Origin of the sequence: Brevibacillus ruminantium (genome assembly GCF_023746555.1) — a bacterium.
In the GTDB taxonomy this organism is placed as follows: domain Bacteria; phylum Bacillota; class Bacilli; order Brevibacillales; family Brevibacillaceae; genus Brevibacillus; species Brevibacillus ruminantium.
On the sequence record NZ_CP098755.1, the window covers coordinates 4,965,176 to 4,982,500 of the forward strand.

The following is a 17,325-nucleotide window of genomic DNA, read 5'->3' on the forward strand; positions in this document are numbered from 1 at the left end:
TTTCATTATATTCTCCTTCTCTTGCAATTTTCCTGCCAATATCTGAATGCTTGCGGATTAGAAAAAGCGTGGAAACTGTTCCGTTTCCAATGGCTCTTTGTCAGAAATAACGTACATATTGACCAGCGCCATTCGCCACTTGGCCACCCGTCTTCTCCAGTTGCTAAGGCCAATGCTGTTGCATTGCACTCACGTCCCCCTTCAAAATTCAAACAGGTAATTCCAATTCCCGGCCTGGTTGATTTTACGTTTGCAACTCATGTTCATTTCTCTTATAATTGAATTTGTCACATCTTGCGCCCGTAGCTCAGTGGATAGAGCAGCGGTCTCCGGAACCGCGTGCGGAGGTTCGACTCCTCTCGGGCGTACCATATCATGACGAAACGATCGGTTAACACCGATTGTTTTTTTATGCTCAAAAGCTACTGGAGTCGAACTTTTCCCGAAGGGAAAACCTGTTCGACGGCCGGTCCATGCGCAGCAGGGAGCGGCCTGTCCCGGCCCTTAGCTCGCCTTCCTGCTTCCCGTGTTTTCCTACTTTTAGGCGAGCTTGGGGCCGGGGCTCCTCTCGGGCGTACCATATCATGCGAAACGATCGGTTAACACCGGTCGTTTTTTTATGCTCAAAAGCCACATGGAGTCGAACTTTTCCCGAAGGGAAAACCTGTTCGACGGCTGTTCCATGCGCAGCAGGGAGCGGCCTGTCCCGGCCCTTAGCTCGCCTTCCTGCTTCCCGTTTTCTTCCCGCTTTTAGGCGAGCTTGGGGCCGGGACTCCTCTCGGGCGTACCATATCATGACGAAACGATCGGTTAAAACCGGTTGTTTTTTTATGCGCAAGAGCCACGAAAACCTCCGTTCATCTGCAACGGAGGTTTGTTTTTACCCTTATGGAATTTCCGTAAATCGGCCATAGTAAAAAAGCGTGATGCCAATACTGGGAGGTGCCGCTATGGATATGACCAAGATGAGCACAAAAGAGTTCGTCGAAAAAGTTCACGAAGCTCAGGCCCATGCTCGGGAGAACAAGGAGCACAGCGGATACGGCCATCCGGAAAAACGTCTCCCCAGCAAGCAGGGCATCCGCTAAAAAACGCCCTGGAGATTGCTCCTCTCCAGGGCGTTTCCTGATACGTTTTCGTTACTTCGCTTCGCCTACATATACTTTTTCACCATTTTCATACTTGTACACATAGACAGACGCGAATTCATTGTCGCCTTTTTCGTTAAAGGTTACTTTTACGAATTGGCCTTGGAAGTCCTTGACTTGGTGAACAGCATCCAGCACTTGTTCACGGGACGGCTTTTTGCCGCCATTGGCCTTGATTGCTTCTTCCAGACCATGCAGCAGTACGTTCATGGAATCATAACCGAAGGAAGTAAAGATCCCTACTTTGTTGCCAGTAGCAGATTCAAAATCGGAAATCCACTTCTTGCCTTCCTCAGTTGCAGTCAGATCGCCTACCGTAGACGTAAAGATCACGTTGTTTGCGTTGTCAGCACCGGCGATTTTCACCAGGTCTGAAGAGTCGTAGCCGTCTCCACCCATGAATACGCCTTTGTAGCCTTTATCACGCGCTTGCTTGATCAGGATACCGGCATCGGAGTAGTATCCGCCAAAGTAGATCATGTCCGGATTGGCCGCGACGATTTGGTTGATTACAGCGCTGTAATCCTTCTCACCAGCCGTGATGCCCTCATAGCCCGCGATGGTTACGCCGTCTTTTTCAAATTGCTTTTTCACTTCGTCAGCCAGACCTTGGCCATACGCCTGCTTGTCGTGAACGATGTAGGCATTTTTTACGTTCAGCTGGTTCTTGGCAAAAATGGCTGCCTTGGAGCCTTGTTGGTCGTCACGCGCACAGATGCGGTGCACAACCTTTTTGCCTTCGTCTGTCAGGTTGGAGCCCGTGGAAGACGGAGATACCATGACCAGTTTGTCTTGCTCGTATTGGGCAGATGCAGTGATCGATGCACCGGTGGTTACGTGACCGACAACCCCGAGAACGTCTGCATTGGAAATCAACATTTGGGCAACCGCCACACCTTGCTTCGGATCGGCCTGGTCGTCCTGTGTCAGCATTTGGATATCAAAGCCCAGTGCTTTGAATTTCTCCTGGTTTTGTTTCAGGGCGTATTCTGCACCTGCTTTTGCCGTGCTGCCGTAGTCGGAGTACTGACCGGACATTGGACCTACAGTCGCAATGACGATTTTTTCTGTAGCGCCACCGCCGCCTCCATTAGAACCGCCCGAATCACCGCTTGGCTGCGTAGCCTGCCCGCCGCCCGTGTTGCCACCGCCGCCGCAGCCCGCCAGCGCTGTGCTTAAAGCAAATACTGTTGTAAGAAGAGCAATACTTTTCTGTTTTTTCATCCCGAAAATCCCCCTTTTACTTTACGGACAAACAATGAGTCACCTTCTCTCATTGTAAAATAAATATGAAAATTTGCAACATATAAATTCGGTTCATATATTAAAGATTAGGAAAATTGTCATACTTTGATAAATAAGTCACACTAAAAAAGTTAACTTCAATTAAAAAAAGACCGCTCTCCTGTTAGAGAACGGCCATTTCGTGCTGCTTTCTATTAATCATTATTATAATACTTGCGAGAATATGCTTTTTTCGTGACAAAAAGCGTCAGACTGACAAAAAAGATAAACATGATGACACTGATCACGATCACGGCCGTTTCCATCGGACAATCCCCTCTCCCTCTTCTTAAAAACTATTATAAGGGATGAAAGAATCTCCTTACAACGGAGGAATCATCCAGCCAGCCTTATTTCTGGATCTCAATCTTCAGGTTACACCATTCACCCTTTTCTTCCTTTTTCATCCCATAACTTTCCTATGCTAAGATTTAGGGAAACATGCAAAAACTAGCCAGTGAAGAATCGTACGAACCAATCAACATTCGCGGTTCACATTCATCCTTTATTCCGCGAACAAACGTTTTTGTGCACAACCTGTTGATAACTCTGTGGATAACTCTAGTGAGGAGGAGCGATTTGTGCCATCCGACCGTTTTTACCTGATCTATCAGGAGGCCAGTGACGAGGAGTGCCTGCTCACGATTCAGCCCTACGATGAACCGAACGCACTGGCGGAAGCGATCAACCGCCTTCAATCCCTGCAAGTGGATGAATACACTATCATTAAAGGAATAAAAATGAAAGCTACTCTGCGTCTGGCGGTAGAACTGCACGAAGACGAAGAAAAAGAGGACTCTTCCCCACAACTTAAAGAGGAGAAAAACGTCTAAAGAACCAGATTGCGGCAGTGAAATTTTTCCTGCCGGTTTTTCGTATTCAAATGCGGAGGAGGGGATGCGACAATGGATCAAGAATTACTACGGGCAAATCGAGAAGCTGCCCGGTTGGTGCAACAATTTCTCAAAGGCCAGTCCCGGGCGTTTCCGGCGCTCGTTCAGTTGTTTACTCCCCGGGTGATGAGCATTATCAGGAGATTGGTCTCCAGCTACCATGACGGCGAGGACCTTCACAATGAAATTTGGCTGAAAGTTGCCCAACATTTGCACAAATACGATACAACCCTTCCTTTTCACTCCTGGCTTTACCGCATCGCCTCCAATGCTTGTATTGATTTTTTGCGAAAAAAACGGGAAATTGTTTTGGAGGATGAACAGCTTCATCAGCAAGTCCACAAGCAGCCCACGGATCGAGTAAAAAGCCCTGAGCTGTTCCTGCTGGAAAAAGAAAGCTATTCAGAATTAACCTCCTTGCTCGACTCTTTGAATGATACAGATCGATTGATCCTGACCCTCCGGTTTGTTCAGGAACTGAGTTACGAAGAGATTGGAAGCATGGTTGGCATGAGTAAAAATACAATCGGAACAAGGCTGTTCCGCGCGCGAAAACATCTAAAAGAGCTGCTTGACCGACAAAGAGAGGAAAGGAGACGCTCCGATGCCGCATATTGATGAATTTACCTTGATGATGTATTGTGACGGGGAATTATCTGAGACAGAAGCATATACCGTGCAAGAGCATGTCAGCACCTGTTGCCTTTGCCGAAAAGCCATGGAGCAGCAGATGGCAGAAGGCAGTTTGGTCGCAGAACATTTTTTTGCCGGCGACCTCCCTCCCCTCTCGTTTGAGCTTCATCCACTGACCAAGGCTCAGATTAAGGGAATCGCGAGGCTGCACAAACAGAAGCACCGGCGATTTACCTGGCGCATCATTTTGTTTGCAGGGAGCATCATCGCTCTGGTAACCGGCTACCTCCTTTTTTGGCAGCGCATCTGGGTGGAGTGGGCACTGCCAGCCTTGACCACCTGGAGAACACAGCTCTTCTGGAGCTCGGCGCTGTGGATCAATGACAATGCACGCGATCTATTGAACGCCCCCGGTGCTTATCTCATCGCGCTCCCGCTGCCGTTCCTGGTTTTGATCGGCTTGCTGCTCGTCCTGAATATCCGCTTTTCGCCTCTCTCTCACACGAGCATCACCAAGCGGGAGGTTGATTAAATTGAAACGCCTGTGCAGTCTGCTTCTGCTGGTCACTCTCTTGTTCATGGGCACCGCTGCTTTTGCTTTTACCGGGATTTCCGAAGAGCGTTTTCATCTGGCTGCTGACGTGGTACATCGGGGAGATCTGGCCGTATATTCTACGAATACCGTCATTGAAGGCGTGGTCGACGGAGATTTGTACGTCTTTAGTCAAAATGTGCAAATAAAAGGACACGTCACAGGAGATTTATTAAGCTTCGCTGCCGCCACGATTGTCTCCGGTCAGATCGATGGAAATATTCGCTCTCTGGCAGATACGCTTTTCGTCACCGGGAAAGTGGCGGGAAGTGTTACCTCCATTTCCAATCATATGCGGTTGGAGAAGGACAGCAAAATCGGAAAGAACCTGCTGTTGCTGGCATCCCAAGCTGACCTCGGCGGTGAAGTGGATCGAGAAGTAAACGGAATGGTAGAAAATATCGGGATAACCGGCAGGATCGGAGAGGGGATCTCTAAATTGCACGCGATGACGCTGAGCATCGACGCCCCTGCCGAAATTGGCGGCGATCTGGTCTATAGCAGCCCGCAGCGGGCGGTAATCGGACCTGGCGCCGTCCTGAAGGGGAAAGAAGACTATTCCTATCTCGAGGATTTGGAAATCAATCTCAACTTGGGGTACCTTCCACTCTTTCTGGCTTTTGCTTCTTTGCTGAGCACGCTGCTGCTGTGGCTGGCGATCCGCTTTTTGTTTCCGGCCGGGCTAACCGGCATCTATCGACAGCTTGATCTGGGAAAAGGGAGTACGTATGTGTGGGGTACATGCCTGGTTCTGGGTATTCCACTCTTAATGATCCTGTTATGGATTTCACTGATTGGCATTCCTGTAGGCCTGATTCTCCTGTCTGTCTTTCTGATTTTGACCTGGCTGGCCAAGGTATTCGTGGGAGCCTGGCTGGGTATACGGCTGACGGAAAGATTCCATTGGAAAAGCTCCCCGCTGTTGGCGGAGCTGCTGGGCGTGATTGCCCTCCAGTGTCTTTTGCTCATCCCGTTGCTGGGCTGGCTGATGGCTCTGCCCGTATGGGTCGCCTTCTTTGGAGCATTGGCCGGAGCCGTGATCAAAACGAATAAAACTTTTCTCCCGTGAGGACGTTTAGCTTCCCGATTTTTGGCCAATATGGAGAGAGGGACCTACAGTTTGCATCTTTGACCTTTCTTGACCTTCATTGACCTTTTGTGTATGATATTCTTACAAAGAGAGGAGGAAGACTTGAATGCACATGAACTTGATTCCGACTGTAATTGAACAGACGAACCGCGGTGAGCGTGCTTACGATATCTATTCCCGTCTTCTGAAGGACCGCATTATCTTTCTCGGCACTCCGATCAATGATACAGTAGCCAACATTGTCGTTGCGCAAATGCTGTTCCTGCAAGCGGAAGACCCGGAAAAGGATATTTCTCTGTACATCAACAGCCCGGGCGGCTCCATTACCGCCGGTATGGCGATTTATGATACGATGCAGTTTATCAAACCGGACGTATCTACGATCTGTATCGGGATGGCTGCTTCGATGGGGGCATTCCTGCTGGCTGCGGGCGCCAAAGGTAAGCGCTACGCTTTGCCAAACAGCGAAGTGATGATCCATCAACCCCTCGGTGGTGCACAAGGCCAGGCCAGCGATATCGAAATCGCAGCCAAACGCATCCTGAAAATGCGCGAGCATCTCAACCAGATTCTCTCCGAGAGAACCGGCCAACCCCTGGAGCGCATCCAAAAGGATACCGATCGCGACAACTTCCTTTCTGCACAGGCAGCGATGGAATACGGCCTGATTGACAAAGTAATTACATCTGAACCAACTGCCAATAAATAAGCAAGTTTACCTGCTTGCACACAGCCTGCCGAAAATGGCAGGTTTTCTTTTTGTGCAATTTCGATTGACTTCCCCTCTCCTGTCACGATACTATATGAACTTGGGGCCAATCCCCACGTGGTTCGAAACCATCCCACGATAAAAAACTAAGGAGCTAACTGAATATGAACGTAAAAACGCTTGTCGTAAACGGTATCCTGGCAGCTTTGTACATTGCTGTCTCGATGCTCATCCAGCCGTTTGGTTTTACCAATGTACAATTCCGGGTATCCGAAATGTTTAACCATCTCATCGTGTTCAACAAGAAGTACTTTTTCGGAATTGTCCTGGGAGTTTTTATCACCAATCTGCTGTTTTCGCCGATGGCTGCCTACGATCTGGTCTTTGGTGTCGGCCAATCCGTGCTCGCCCTCCTGATTACCATTTTCTCCATGCGGTTTATCAAAGGCATCTGGGCCCGGATGATGTTCAACACCGCCGTCTTTACCTTCACCATGTTCTTGATCGCCTATGAGCTGAAGCTGGTCTTTGATCTGCCCTTCTACTTTACCTGGCTGACCACAGCAGTGGGTGAATGTGCGGTGATGCTGGTCGGTGCACCCATCATGTATCTCATAAACAAACGTCTCCAGTTGGAAAAACGGGTGTAAGGCTTAGTCTTTTGAATAAGACGCGCATGAGAGGTCGTTAAGAGAGAAGTCCAATGGTATAAAAAGCCGAGTAAACACTAGTCTCTACCTGTGTTTGCTCGGCTTTTATGCTGTGACTGCATCTCATACGATTTACAGCAATACCTTTTCATCGAGTTGCCGCACGTCTACGGTCATGCTGTCCGTCGGGTTTCCTTCGGTATGTACGCGAGCGGTTTCCGTGTGCTCATCTACCCCGTCAATCCAGACAGACTTCCCTTGATACTGGACTTCGATCTTGTCTGTGGAACGGATAATTTCCTGTGCTCGATTCAGGTCCATGCGTCCCTTTCTCCTTTACTGTTGATCCAGAGCGTCACCGTCACCTGCGGTACTCGCTCCTGTCATCGTGTCTGTCGTGGTCTCTTCAATCAGTCCGTTCTGATCCATGACTTGTCCCCCGCCCAGCCCTTCATTGACCATGCGGTCGATATCCATGTCATAATCTTCCCGACCCTCGGTATACTTTTCGCGTTCGGTGCTCACGCTTCTCCCTCCTTTTTCTCGCTGTTACATCCCTTAGCAATGCCCAGTTTGTGCGGGAACCATGCAAGCGCTTGGGAGATACAGAAAAAAAGACACCTTCCGCAGAAAGTGTCTTTCCTTGCTTTTACGCACCTATTCTTCTTTGCTCACCAAATTGCTCAGGCTGGTAACTGCTTGCGATGCATCAGGCCCTTCAGCAGAAATCACGATCTCCGTTCCCGAACTAATGGCGAGGCTCATAATCCCCATGATGCTTTTCGCATTTACCTTCTTGTTCCCTTTTTCAACAAATACCTCCGATACAAACCGGTTAGCCTCCTGCACAAAAAACGCCGCAGGACGGGCCTGCAAACCAGTTTTCAACTTGACCACAACCTGCTGTTGAACCATGGGTGAAACCTCCTCGTCCAGTGTCACTTATATCGTTAGTATACCATGTCTCTATACGGAAATATTTTCTTTTTCTCGTAATTTGTCAGCGATTTCGTTAATTTTCCGCAATCGGTGGTTGATCCCTGACTTGCTGACCACGCCGCTGGGAATCATCTCGCCCAGCTCTTTCAAATTGATATCGGGATGGATCAAACGCAGCTCTGCTACCTCGCGCAGCCGCTTGGGCAGGTTTTCCAGACCGATCTCTTCTTGGATCAATTTGATATTCTCCATCTGCTTGGCCGCTGCATTGACGGTCTTGTTGATATTGGCCATCTCGCAGTTATGCAGGCGGTTTACCGAGTTGCGCATGTCCTTTACGATGCGGACATCCTCAAAGTAAAACAGCGCCTGATGCGCCCCGATCAAGCTGAGAAATTCCGTGATCTTTTCCCCTTCCTTGATATAGAGCACATACCCTTTTTTCCGCTCAATGCACTTGGCATTCAGCTTGTAGCGATTCGCCATTTTGGTCAGCGCCTCGCAAAAATCCTGATAGGAGGTGAAGATCTCCAAATGATAGCTGGATGCCTCCGGATGATTGACAGACCCGCCGGCCAAAAAAGCACCACGCAGAAAAGCTGCCCGGCAGCAGGATGATTTCACGATGTCGGGTGAGATTCCCCTGACAAAGGAAAGGCTCTCCTCCATGATGCGCAGTTCATGGAGAATTTCGTTGGCACCATGCGGAATTCTTACGATGTAGACATTGTTTTTCTTCAGCCGCATTTTCTTTCGGACCAAAAGCTCTGCATGCACTTTGAACATTTTTTTCAACAGAGTGTAGATCCGTCTGGCAATCGCCGCATTTTCCGTAGTCACATCCAGTACGAGACGCCCTGCGCCAAATTGCAGGCTGCCGTTCATGCGTATCAGTGCGGCCAGCTCTGCACGGCTGCAACAATCAGGACCCTCTAACATGGTTAGTTCCTTCTTTGTCAGCGCGGCGAAAGATGACATAACCCCTCACTCCTTCTCTTTCCTCTGCGTCCGTCGCTTCCGCTTGACCAGCGAAACGACTTCTTTGCTCACTGCCTTCGCATCGTGACGCAGGTACCCTTCTTCATACCCGACAAGCGGCTTCGCGATGATATGCAGCCCCAATTGTCGTAAGCGCTTTACATCGCACGCCACAGGGGTCGCCCCCTTCTCTGCGTACTTTTCCAGGATCAGATCGGGGATCGTTGCTGAATTGACGATCACTGTATCCAAAAACGGTCCGCCTACATGTTTGTACATCACTTCTACATGCCGGGATGCGGAATAGCCGTCCGTTTCCCCTGGCTGCGTCATGACGTTGCAAATGTAGATCTTGGGTGCCGTTGATCTTTTCACCGCAGTGAATAAGCCCTGCACGAGCAAATTGGGCAGAATACTGGTATACAGACTGCCCGGACCAATCAGGATGGCGTCTGCATCTTCTATGGCTTGCAATGCCTCACTTAAAGGTACAACATCCTCAGGATCAAGATATACCCGCTTGATCCTCTTGCCCGTCAGCGGGATCTGTGATTCTCCCGCAATGATCGAACCATCCTCCATCTCGGCCATGAGCCGGATCGATTGTGTCGAGGCCGGAAGCACATCGCCGCGAACGGCCAGTACATCACTCAGCTTTTTGACAGCCGTGACAAAATCCCCGGTAATTTCATTCATCGCTGCAAGAAGTAGATTTCCCAAATTATGCCCAGCTAATCCAGTACCCGTAGAAAAACGGTACTGCATCACCTTTTCCATCAACGGCTCGGTATCGGCCAAGGCAGTCAACACGTTGCGGATGTCTCCAGGCGGGAGCATATCCATCTCTTCACGCAGTCTGCCTGAGCTTCCTCCATCATCAGCGACGGTTACAACAGCCGTTATATGAACCGGCGCATGCTTTAATCCCCTTAACAGGACAGACAGTCCCGTTCCACCGCCGATCACAACTATCCGCAGCCGGTTGCCAGGCTGTGATCCCATTCTCCTCGTCGGCATATGTCACCTCATTATATGCTGATACACATACAAAGGCCCATTTCGTCACGGATGACTTCTCTCTCTTTTCCTGCCATCCTATGCTTACTTGCTTTTTTCCATGTCACGGTGACTGACCCGAATGGAGAAGTCTTTGGCAAAAACTTCACCCAAGTGCTCGGTAATCGCCACCGAACGATGTTTACCTCCGGTACAACCAATCCCGATTACCAGCTGGCTTTTCCCTTCTCGCTGGTAATGCGGCAATGTATAGGCCAAGAAATCAATCAGCTTTTCGACAAATTCTTTTGTTTCCTTCTGATTCATGACGTACTCGGCCACTTCCGGGTCACACCCAGTTTTTGGCCGCAATTCTTCAACGTAATGCGGATTAGGTAAAAATCGCACATCAAACATCAGGTCGGCGTCAATCGGGGTTCCGTACTTGAATCCGAAAGACAGGATGTTGATGGTCAAGGATGAGCCTTGCAAGGTATACTGGCTAATTATTTTTTCTCGCAATTGTGCCGGTTTCATTTGGCTGGTATCAATGATCTGATGGGCGCGCCCCTTCATTTCCTGAAGCAATCGACGCTCGGCATGGATTCCTTCCAGTGGTGAACCGTTGGGTGAAAGCGGATGACGGCGACGTGTTTCCTTATACCGGGAAACCAGCGTCTGATCATTGGCATCCAGGTAAAGGATATGGAAGGAAATCCCATCTGTTTGATTTAAGCTGTCAATGGCCTCTGACAAACTCTCGAAGAATTCACGGCCGCGCAGATCTACCACCAAAGCGACGCGTTCAATATTGCCCCCTGACTGCTTGAGTAACTCCGCAAACTTCGGGATAAGGACAGGCGGCAGATTATCTACACAAAAAAAACCCAGATCTTCCAAGCTCTGAACGGCAACGGTTTTTCCCGCACCGGACATCCCGGTAATGATCAATAGATTTACGTCCCTCTCGTTTCCCACTTCTGTCACTCCACTCGCCTCCTACGATTCTGATGTAAGCATACCATATTCCTTGGTATTTTCGCATCAGTTGGCTATGGTAACTCTGTATCTGGATGTTGTTTTTGTCCAAGCGTAGTCCCTTATAGAAAAAAAATGGCGTGGCTTTATCAGCCACGCAAATGGTTCGTATAGATAAGGGGGTCAATTCATTGTCTTTATCTTACCTGCCAAATATTTCACTCATGTTACAAACAGGTTAAGAGATTGTGACATTTGTTTCCGCGAGGCGTTCGTTCAATTCCTCTACATAGTGTTGAGCAGATTGGGCAGCGATCGATCCATCGCCGGTGGCTGTTACAACCTGACGAAGCATTTTTTCACGTACATCCCCTGCAGCAAAAATCCCTTTTACTTTTGTATACATGCGTTCATCTGTCAGCACATACCCGGCTTCATTAGTGATGCCCAAATGGCGAACGCTTTCGGTCAGCGGGTCCATCCCTACGTATATGAAGGCGCCATCCGTCGTCAGCTCGCTTTGTTCTCCTGTTTTTACATTTTCCAGAGAAACGCTTTGGACTTTTCCTTCTCCGTTGATTTTCTTCACCACGGTATCCCAAATCACTTCGATTTTTTCGTTGTCAAATGCACGTTTTTGCAGGATCTTTTGGGCCCGGAACTGGTCGCGGCGGTGAATGATTGTCACTTTGGATGCAAAACGCGTCAGGAACACAGCCTCCTCAACCGCAGAGTCCCCACCCCCGACAACGACGAGCTCTTTTCCCCGGAAAAAGGCGCCATCACAAACTGCACAATACGAAACGCCTCGTCCGGAGAGCTCTTTTTCACCCTCTACACCCAACAGACGATGCTCCGCACCTGTAGCGATAATAACCGATTTGGCCAGGTACTCCTTGTCGGAGGTAATGACGCGCTTGTACGGCTCTTCATCTTTGATTTCCTTGATCTCTCCGTACGCGTATTCAGCACCGAATTTTTGCGCGTGTTCAAACATCTTGGTAGACAGGTCAGGACCCAGAATAGACCCAAAGCCAGGGTAGTTTTCGATTTCTTCTGTATTGGCCATCTGACCGCCAGGAATACCACGCTCCAGCATAAGTGTGCTCATATTCGCACGAGAGGTATATACAGCGGCGGTCATCCCAGCAGGGCCAGCGCCGGCAATGATAACGTCGTACACTTTTTGATCGCTCATGATCCATTGCCTCCTCAATCTACAACAATTGTTTGTTTATATTTATTATAAAATGAGAATCTATTTCAATCAAGGGGCTGTAGCGCTTTTACGCATTTTGACACAGTTGATGGGGAGACTCCGTATTTTTCGGCAAGCTTGGCTTGTGACTGCTTTTTGTCATCTTTCGATGCACCGTATAGATATTCGAGTGCCGCCACCCACGCGACAATCTTTTGCACCTGTACGGAGCGCTTGCCTTTCTGCACGTAGCTTCTCCAGCGTGCTACGGACCACTCGCGCAGCTCCTTTTCTCCTTCTGCACAAAGCGATCGACAGATCATTGCTTCCACGCTGTCTACCGCGTCCGTGCTGCTTCCGGTCTCGATTCTCTGCGCCTCTGTACGGACAGAGGTGCCTGCCATTCCTTCGGCTGTATGCGACGCTTTCGCCGTCGGCATCTCCGCCCCCATATCCGCCAACGCAAGCAGTGCCAGCTTTTGGAGCTGGGGATCGTCCGTCTGATAGTAGCATTGCCGGACAGCCGCCTCGGCCTCAGCATCGCCGATCAGCGCCAGCGTCTGGAGCACAGCAAACTTCACTTCATCCCGTCCATGCTGCAGTGCCCAAAGCAGGGATGCACGGATCATCGGGTCATTTTTCAGCTCTTCCACTCCTGTTTCAGGAGCTTTCTCCCAAGAGACTTCCTGCTGCGGCTGATGGTAATGATACGGAATCACTTCCCTAGTTTGCCCGTCCTTTTCCGCTTTTACCATCTCCATATAGTATTCAGCCACCCCGGAGTCCGGGTCCAGTTGCTTTACTTTGAGCCACCAGCGAATCGCTTGTTCCTTCCGGCCGCTCATATACGCGGAGATGGCAGCGTAGTGGTAGGTGCATGCTTCATGGGGACGGCCGGACTTCAGCATCTTGGCGTACAGGTGATACGCTTCCTCATGCTGTCCCAACACACCCATGGTGGTTGCCAGCTTGTAGGCATGATCGGGATGGTAGGGAACGACCTTTTTTAGCATTTGAATCAAGGTTACCAGTTCTTTGGCCTGGTTGTGATGGGACAACAGCACAGCCAGATTGCAAAGCGCATGGAGATTGCCATGATCACGCTCCAGCGTTTCCTCAATCGTGGTCATCGCCTGCTGAAAATCACCTACGTAGTAGTAAGCCAAGGAGAGATTATTCCATGCAGGCATGAAAGAAGGATCTGACTCGACAATCTCTTTTAACAGCTCCAATGCTTCTAAAAAACGGCCTTCTTCCAAACTATGCCGCGCACGCTCGTGCTTGCTGTACAAATCCTCACGCTCCCCAGCCAGAAAATGACGAGGGGGCATATCCAGTTCAAAGTAGATGTAATCCAGAAGCTCTTCCGCATCATCACGGTACGAGCCGTCACTCTCCAGTTGCAGATAGCGAATCGCCATCTCTTCCGCCATCTCGTAATCTTCCAGATTGGCGTAATTATTTGCCATATAGAAGTAGACTTCTACCATCTGAGGACCACATTTTTCAAGGACATCGTACAAAATATCGTTAGACGCCTGGAAATTACCGATTTCCGCCAATACACTTGCCAGATGGCATTGATACTCGGCGTTTTTCGGTTCCTGTTCGATGGCCCGACGAAAGCTGCGCATCGCCTTTTCATAATCATAGCGCTGTAAAAAACGCAGGCCTCGTTCGACAAAGAAACGAGCATCCTGGTTGAAATGAATAATAGTCTTGTTCACGACACTTTTGTTTTGTTTCATAGAACCTCCAGCATCACAGGGGCAGTACCTTCATGTATCGTACCAGAAGCGCCCCTAGCCTACAAGGTGATGCACCCGTTTAAAGTTTTCCTTTGCCCCGTATAACTTCTTTTTCAGAAGGTGTGAATGGGCTTTTCTCGCCAAAAAGCAGGAAACACCACTGGCTGAACAGCAAGTGGTGTTTTGTATCAGTTCTTCTATGGAGCGGACGACGGGTCTCGCTTCCTACTGGCGACTCTGCGTCGATTTGCTCCTTCGCGCAGCCAGATCAGATGTACCCGAGCATTGCTTCTGTCTCATCCCCGAGGGTGAACCCGGAACGGGTGAGGGACCTGAATTGCTTCTATGGAGCGGACGACGGGTCTCGAACCCGCGACCTTCGCCTTGGCAAGGCGACGCTCTACCAATTGAGCTACGTCCGCATATTTTTGATACCATGTTCCCAAAAGTCCTTGGAATAAGGCACTACGTCACTTTTGGGGATATAGTACTGGTGAGCCATGAAGGACTCGAACCTTCGACCCTCTGATTAAAAGTCAGATGCTCTACCAACTGAGCTAATGGCTCGCAACAAAGATGGCTCGGGACGGAATCGAACCGCCGACACGAGGATTTTCAGTCCTCTGCTCTACCGACTGAGCTACCGAGCCGCGAAACACAGAGAAACTGAAAGAGAAAGTGGAAAATGGCGGAGCTGACGGGACTCGAACCCGCGACCTCCGGTGTGACAGACCGGCGTGAACTCCAACTTCACCACAGCTCCATAAAAAAACCTCTTACGAGGTTGGTTTCGCACTTTCAAAACTGGATATGCATGATTGCTAAAGGTTTGTGGATAAGTCCTCGACCGATTAGTATTCGTCAGCTCCACGCGTTGCCGCGCTTCCACACCGAACCTATCAACCTCATCGTCTATGAGGGGTCTTACCAGCTTGCGCTGTGGGAAGTCTCATCTTGGAGGGGGCTTCACGCTTAGATGCTTTCAGCGCTTATCCCTTCCGCACATAGCTACCCAGCTGTGCCACTGGCGTGACAACTGGTGCACCAGCGGTGCGTCCATCCCGGTCCTCTCGTACTAAGGACAGCTCTCCTCAAACTTCCTGCGCCCGCGACAGATAGGGACCGAACTGTCTCACGACGTTCTGAACCCAGCTCGCGTACCGCTTTAATGGGCGAACAGCCCAACCCTTGGGACCTACTTCAGCCCCAGGATGCGATGAGCCGACATCGAGGTGCCAAACCTCCCCGTCGATGTGGACTCTTGGGGGAGATAAGCCTGTTATCCCCAGGGTAGCTTTTATCCGTTGAGCGATGGCCCTTCCATGCGGAACCACCGGATCACTAAGCCCGACTTTCGTCCCTGCTCGACTTGTAGGTCTCGCAGTCAAGCTCCCTTCTGCCTTTACACTCTACGAATGATTTCCGACCATTCTGAGGGAACCTTTGGGCGCCTCCGTTACCTTTTAGGAGGCGACCGCCCCAGTCAAACTGCCCACCTGGCATGGTCCTCTCACCCGATCAGGGTGACGAGTTAGAAACTCCGTACATCAAGGGTGGTATCCCACCGACAGCTCCACAGAGGCTGGCGCCCCTGCTTCTCAGCTTCCCACCTATCCTGTACATGATGCACAAAGTTCCAATACCAGGCTACAGTAAAGCTCCATGGGGTCTTTCCGTCTTGTCGCGGGTAACCTGCATCTTCACAGGTATTATGATTTCACCGGGTCTCTTGCCGAGACAGCGCCCAAGTCGTTACGCCTTTCGTGCGGGTCGGAACTTACCCGACAAGGAATTTCGCTACCTTAGGACCGTTATAGTTACGGCCGCCGTTTACTGGGGCTTCGGTTCAAAGCTTCGCTTGCGCTAACCCATCCCCTTAACCTTCCAGCACCGGGCAGGCGTCAGCCCCTATACTTCGCCTTGCGGCTTCGCAGAGACCTGTGTTTTTGCTAAACAGTCGCTTGGGCCTTTTCACTGCGGCCCCCTCGGGCTATAAACCCTACCGGGGCGCCCCTTCTCCCGAAGTTACGGGGCCATTTTGCCGAGTTCCTTAGCAAGAGTTATCCCGCGCACCTTAGGATTCTCTCCTCGCCTACCTGTGTCGGTTTGCGGTACGGGCACCTTGTTCCTCGCTAGACGCTTTTCTTGGCAGTGTGAAATCAGGGACTTCGGTACTAAAATTTCCCTCGCCATCACAGCTTGCCCTTGATAGTGTGCGGATTTGCCTACACACCAGGCTTGCTGCTTGGACGGCCATCCAGTAGGCCGCTCACCCTATCCTCCTGCGTCACGCCATTGCTCAAACGGTACAGAGGTGGTACAGGAATATCAACCTGTTGTCCATCGCCTACGCCTTTCGGCCTCAGCTTAGGTCCCGACTAACCCTGGGAGGACGAGCCTTCCCCAGGAAACCTTAGGCTTTCGGTGGACAAGATTCTCACTTGTCTTTTCGCTACTTACACCGGCATTCTCACTTCCAAGCGCTCCACCGCTCCTTCCGGTACGGCTTCACTGCTGCTTGGAACGCTCCCCTACCCAGTCCATAAGGACTGCCATAGCTTCGGTGGTATGTTTAGCCCCGTTACATTTTCCGCGCAGAGTCACTCGACCAGTGAGCTATTACGCACTCTTTAAATGGTGGCTGCTTCTAAGCCAACATCCTGGTTGTCTGGGCAACTCCACATCGTTTCCCACTTAACATACACTTGGGGACCTTAGCTGATGGTCTGGGCTGTTTCCCTCTTGACGATGGATCTTAGCACTCATCGTCTGACTCCCGGACATAAGTCATTGGCATTCGGAGTTTGACTGAGTTCGGTAACCCGATGAGGGCCCCTAGCCCAATCAGTGCTCTACCTCCAAGACTCTAATTCCGAGGCTAGCCCTAAAGCTATTTCGGGGAGAACCAGCTATCTCCGAGTTCGATTGGAATTTCACCGCTAGCCACACCTCATCCCCGCACTTTTCAACGTGCGTGGGTTCGGGCCTCCAGTAGGTGTTACCCTACCTTCACCCTGGACATGGCTAGATCACACGGTTTCGGGTCTACGGCAACGTACTTGCGCCCTATTCAGACTCGCTTTCGCTGCGGCTCCGTCTCTTCGACTTAACCTCGCACGCTACCGTAACTCGCCGGTTCATTCTACAAAAGGCACGCCGTCACCCATAGATCGGGCTCCGACTATTTGTAAGCACACGGTTTCAGGTACTATTTCACTCCCCTCCCGGGGTGCTTTTCACCTTTCCCTCACGGTACTGGTTCACTATCGGTCGCTAGGTAGTATTTAGCCTTAGCAGATGGTCCTGCCAGATTCACACGGGATTTCACGTGTCCCGCGCTACTCGGGGTGGGTCTCGGAGAGACGCGCGTTTGGGCTACGCGACTGTCACGCTCTATGGTCAGCTTTCCCAAACTGTTCACCTACGCGCGTCTTTTGTAACTCCATGTGAGACGCCCCACAACCCCGCCAGGTAAACCTGACGGTTTAG

The 17,325-nt window shown here is 50.4% G+C and carries 17 protein-coding genes, 5 tRNA genes, 1 rRNA gene and 1 riboswitch (1 of these 24 running past the window's edge); of the genes, 8 read left to right on the forward strand and 15 right to left on the reverse strand.

What is annotated here, in order from left to right:
- Window positions 1-57: 57 nt before the first annotated feature.
- Entirely contained in the window at window positions 58-189 is a 132-nt protein-coding gene (locus NDK47_RS27670; protein WP_256481315.1) for a hypothetical protein, read from the reverse strand.
- A gap of 107 nt (window positions 190-296) precedes the next feature.
- On the opposite strand from NDK47_RS27670, the gene NDK47_RS24465 reads away from it, so the two are divergent.
- A tRNA-Arg gene (locus tag NDK47_RS24465) sits at window positions 297-371 on the forward strand.
- 579 nt (window positions 372-950) lie between these two features.
- Complete coding sequence (locus NDK47_RS24470; RefSeq protein ID WP_251872331.1) at window positions 951-1,088, forward strand: DUF4023 domain-containing protein; 138 nt, start codon at window positions 951-953, stop codon at window positions 1,086-1,088.
- Between the two features lie 51 nt (window positions 1,089-1,139).
- Here the strand turns inward: NDK47_RS24470 and NDK47_RS24475 are convergent, their stop codons facing one another.
- Window positions 1,140-2,372: a branched-chain amino acid ABC transporter substrate-binding protein gene (locus NDK47_RS24475; RefSeq protein WP_251872332.1), complete on the reverse strand. Its 1,233-nt coding sequence runs from the start codon at window positions 2,370-2,372 to the stop codon at window positions 1,140-1,142.
- Between the two features lie 641 nt (window positions 2,373-3,013).
- On the opposite strand from NDK47_RS24475, the gene NDK47_RS24480 reads away from it, so the two are divergent.
- The 6 genes from NDK47_RS24480 (at window position 3,014) to NDK47_RS24505 (ending at window position 6,999) form a co-directional block, all read left to right on the forward strand.
- Window positions 3,014-3,265: a hypothetical protein gene (locus NDK47_RS24480; protein ID WP_251872333.1), complete on the forward strand. Its 252-nt coding sequence runs from the start codon at window positions 3,014-3,016 to the stop codon at window positions 3,263-3,265.
- Window positions 3,266-3,337: 72 nt separating this feature from the next.
- On the forward strand, window positions 3,338-3,943 hold the full coding sequence (locus NDK47_RS24485; protein ID WP_251872334.1) for an RNA polymerase sigma factor: 606 nt from the start codon (window positions 3,338-3,340) through the stop codon (window positions 3,941-3,943).
- On the forward strand, window positions 3,930-4,490 hold the full coding sequence (locus NDK47_RS24490; RefSeq protein WP_251872335.1) for an anti-sigma factor family protein: 561 nt from the start codon (window positions 3,930-3,932) through the stop codon (window positions 4,488-4,490). Before NDK47_RS24485 ends, NDK47_RS24490 begins: the two co-directional genes overlap by 14 nt.
- 1 nt (window position 4,491) lies before the next feature.
- Complete coding sequence (locus tag NDK47_RS24495) at window positions 4,492-5,619, forward strand: polymer-forming cytoskeletal protein (RefSeq protein ID WP_251872336.1); 1,128 nt, start codon at window positions 4,492-4,494, stop codon at window positions 5,617-5,619.
- A 127-nt stretch (window positions 5,620-5,746) separates the two neighbouring features.
- Window positions 5,747-6,349, forward strand: coding sequence for an ATP-dependent Clp endopeptidase proteolytic subunit ClpP (clpP, locus tag NDK47_RS24500; protein WP_305883349.1), 603 nt, complete (start codon window positions 5,747-5,749; stop codon window positions 6,347-6,349).
- Between the two features lie 111 nt (window positions 6,350-6,460).
- Window positions 6,461-6,505, forward strand: a riboswitch (PreQ1 riboswitch).
- 8 nt (window positions 6,506-6,513) lie between these two features.
- On the forward strand, window positions 6,514-6,999 hold the full coding sequence (locus NDK47_RS24505; RefSeq protein ID WP_251872337.1) for a QueT transporter family protein: 486 nt from the start codon (window positions 6,514-6,516) through the stop codon (window positions 6,997-6,999).
- A 132-nt stretch (window positions 7,000-7,131) separates the two neighbouring features.
- On the opposite strand, the gene NDK47_RS24510 is transcribed toward NDK47_RS24505, so the two are convergent.
- The 13 genes from NDK47_RS24510 to NDK47_RS24570 all read right to left on the reverse strand — a co-directional run.
- A complete protein-coding gene (locus NDK47_RS24510; RefSeq protein WP_251872338.1) occupies window positions 7,132-7,320 on the reverse strand; it encodes an H-type small acid-soluble spore protein in 189 nt (62 codons plus the stop codon).
- Window positions 7,321-7,335: 15 nt separating this feature from the next.
- Complete coding sequence (locus NDK47_RS24515) at window positions 7,336-7,524, reverse strand: hypothetical protein (protein ID WP_251876419.1); 189 nt, start codon at window positions 7,522-7,524, stop codon at window positions 7,336-7,338.
- Between the two features lie 132 nt (window positions 7,525-7,656).
- Window positions 7,657-7,914, reverse strand: coding sequence for an HPr family phosphocarrier protein (locus NDK47_RS24520; RefSeq protein ID WP_251872339.1), 258 nt, complete (start codon window positions 7,912-7,914; stop codon window positions 7,657-7,659).
- A 51-nt stretch (window positions 7,915-7,965) separates the two neighbouring features.
- Window positions 7,966-8,916, reverse strand: a complete 951-nt coding sequence (whiA, locus tag NDK47_RS24525) for a DNA-binding protein WhiA (RefSeq protein ID WP_251872340.1) — start codon at window positions 8,914-8,916, stop codon at window positions 7,966-7,968.
- 6 nt (window positions 8,917-8,922) lie between these two features.
- On the reverse strand, window positions 8,923-9,933 hold the full coding sequence (locus tag NDK47_RS24530) for a gluconeogenesis factor YvcK family protein (RefSeq protein WP_305883350.1): 1,011 nt from the start codon (window positions 9,931-9,933) through the stop codon (window positions 8,923-8,925).
- An 84-nt stretch (window positions 9,934-10,017) separates the two neighbouring features.
- Entirely contained in the window at window positions 10,018-10,848 is an 831-nt protein-coding gene (gene rapZ, locus NDK47_RS24535; RefSeq protein WP_407653465.1) for an RNase adapter RapZ, read from the reverse strand.
- 280 nt (window positions 10,849-11,128) lie between these two features.
- Window positions 11,129-12,088 (reverse strand): thioredoxin-disulfide reductase, encoded by a 960-nt coding sequence (gene trxB / locus NDK47_RS24540; RefSeq protein ID WP_251872342.1) that lies wholly within the window; start codon window positions 12,086-12,088, stop codon window positions 11,129-11,131.
- A gap of 65 nt (window positions 12,089-12,153) precedes the next feature.
- Complete coding sequence (locus tag NDK47_RS24545; protein ID WP_251872343.1) at window positions 12,154-13,836, reverse strand: tetratricopeptide repeat protein; 1,683 nt, start codon at window positions 13,834-13,836, stop codon at window positions 12,154-12,156.
- A gap of 346 nt (window positions 13,837-14,182) precedes the next feature.
- Window positions 14,183-14,258, reverse strand: a tRNA-Gly gene (locus tag NDK47_RS24550).
- Window positions 14,259-14,327: 69 nt separating this feature from the next.
- A tRNA-Lys gene (locus tag NDK47_RS24555) sits at window positions 14,328-14,403 on the reverse strand.
- Window positions 14,404-14,413: 10 nt separating this feature from the next.
- Window positions 14,414-14,486: transfer RNA gene (locus tag NDK47_RS24560), tRNA-Phe, on the reverse strand.
- A gap of 36 nt (window positions 14,487-14,522) precedes the next feature.
- Window positions 14,523-14,599, reverse strand: a tRNA-Asp gene (locus NDK47_RS24565).
- A gap of 68 nt (window positions 14,600-14,667) precedes the next feature.
- Window positions 14,668-17,325 (reverse strand): 23S ribosomal RNA (locus NDK47_RS24570) (it continues 270 nt past the right edge of the window).

Excerpts from the sequence above, each read along its gene's own strand:
- NDK47_RS24470 (WP_251872331.1), top strand. The coding sequence starts at position 951 with ATGGATATGACCAAGATGAGCACAAAAGAGTTCGTCGAAAAAGTTCAC.
- NDK47_RS24475 (WP_251872332.1), bottom strand. The coding sequence starts at position 2,372 with ATGAAAAAACAGAAAAGTATTGCTCTTCTTACAACAGTATTTGCTTTA.
- NDK47_RS24485 (WP_251872334.1), top strand. The coding sequence starts at position 3,338 with ATGGATCAAGAATTACTACGGGCAAATCGAGAAGCTGCCCGGTTGGTG.
- NDK47_RS24490 (WP_251872335.1), top strand. The coding sequence starts at position 3,930 with ATGCCGCATATTGATGAATTTACCTTGATGATGTATTGTGACGGGGAA.
- clpP (WP_305883349.1), top strand. The coding sequence starts at position 5,747 with ATGCACATGAACTTGATTCCGACTGTAATTGAACAGACGAACCGCGGT.
- NDK47_RS24505 (WP_251872337.1), top strand. The coding sequence starts at position 6,514 with ATGAACGTAAAAACGCTTGTCGTAAACGGTATCCTGGCAGCTTTGTAC.
- NDK47_RS24510 (WP_251872338.1), bottom strand. The coding sequence starts at position 7,320 with ATGGACCTGAATCGAGCACAGGAAATTATCCGTTCCACAGACAAGATC.
- NDK47_RS24520 (WP_251872339.1), bottom strand. The coding sequence starts at position 7,914 with ATGGTTCAACAGCAGGTTGTGGTCAAGTTGAAAACTGGTTTGCAGGCC.
- whiA (WP_251872340.1), bottom strand. The coding sequence starts at position 8,916 with ATGTCATCTTTCGCCGCGCTGACAAAGAAGGAACTAACCATGTTAGAG.
- NDK47_RS24530 (WP_305883350.1), bottom strand. The coding sequence starts at position 9,933 with ATGCCGACGAGGAGAATGGGATCACAGCCTGGCAACCGGCTGCGGATA.
- rapZ (WP_407653465.1), bottom strand. The coding sequence starts at position 10,848 with ATGTCCGGTGCGGGAAAAACCGTTGCCGTTCAGAGCTTGGAAGATCTG.
- trxB (WP_251872342.1), bottom strand. The coding sequence starts at position 12,088 with ATGAGCGATCAAAAAGTGTACGACGTTATCATTGCCGGCGCTGGCCCT.
- NDK47_RS24545 (WP_251872343.1), bottom strand. The coding sequence starts at position 13,836 with ATGAAACAAAACAAAAGTGTCGTGAACAAGACTATTATTCATTTCAAC.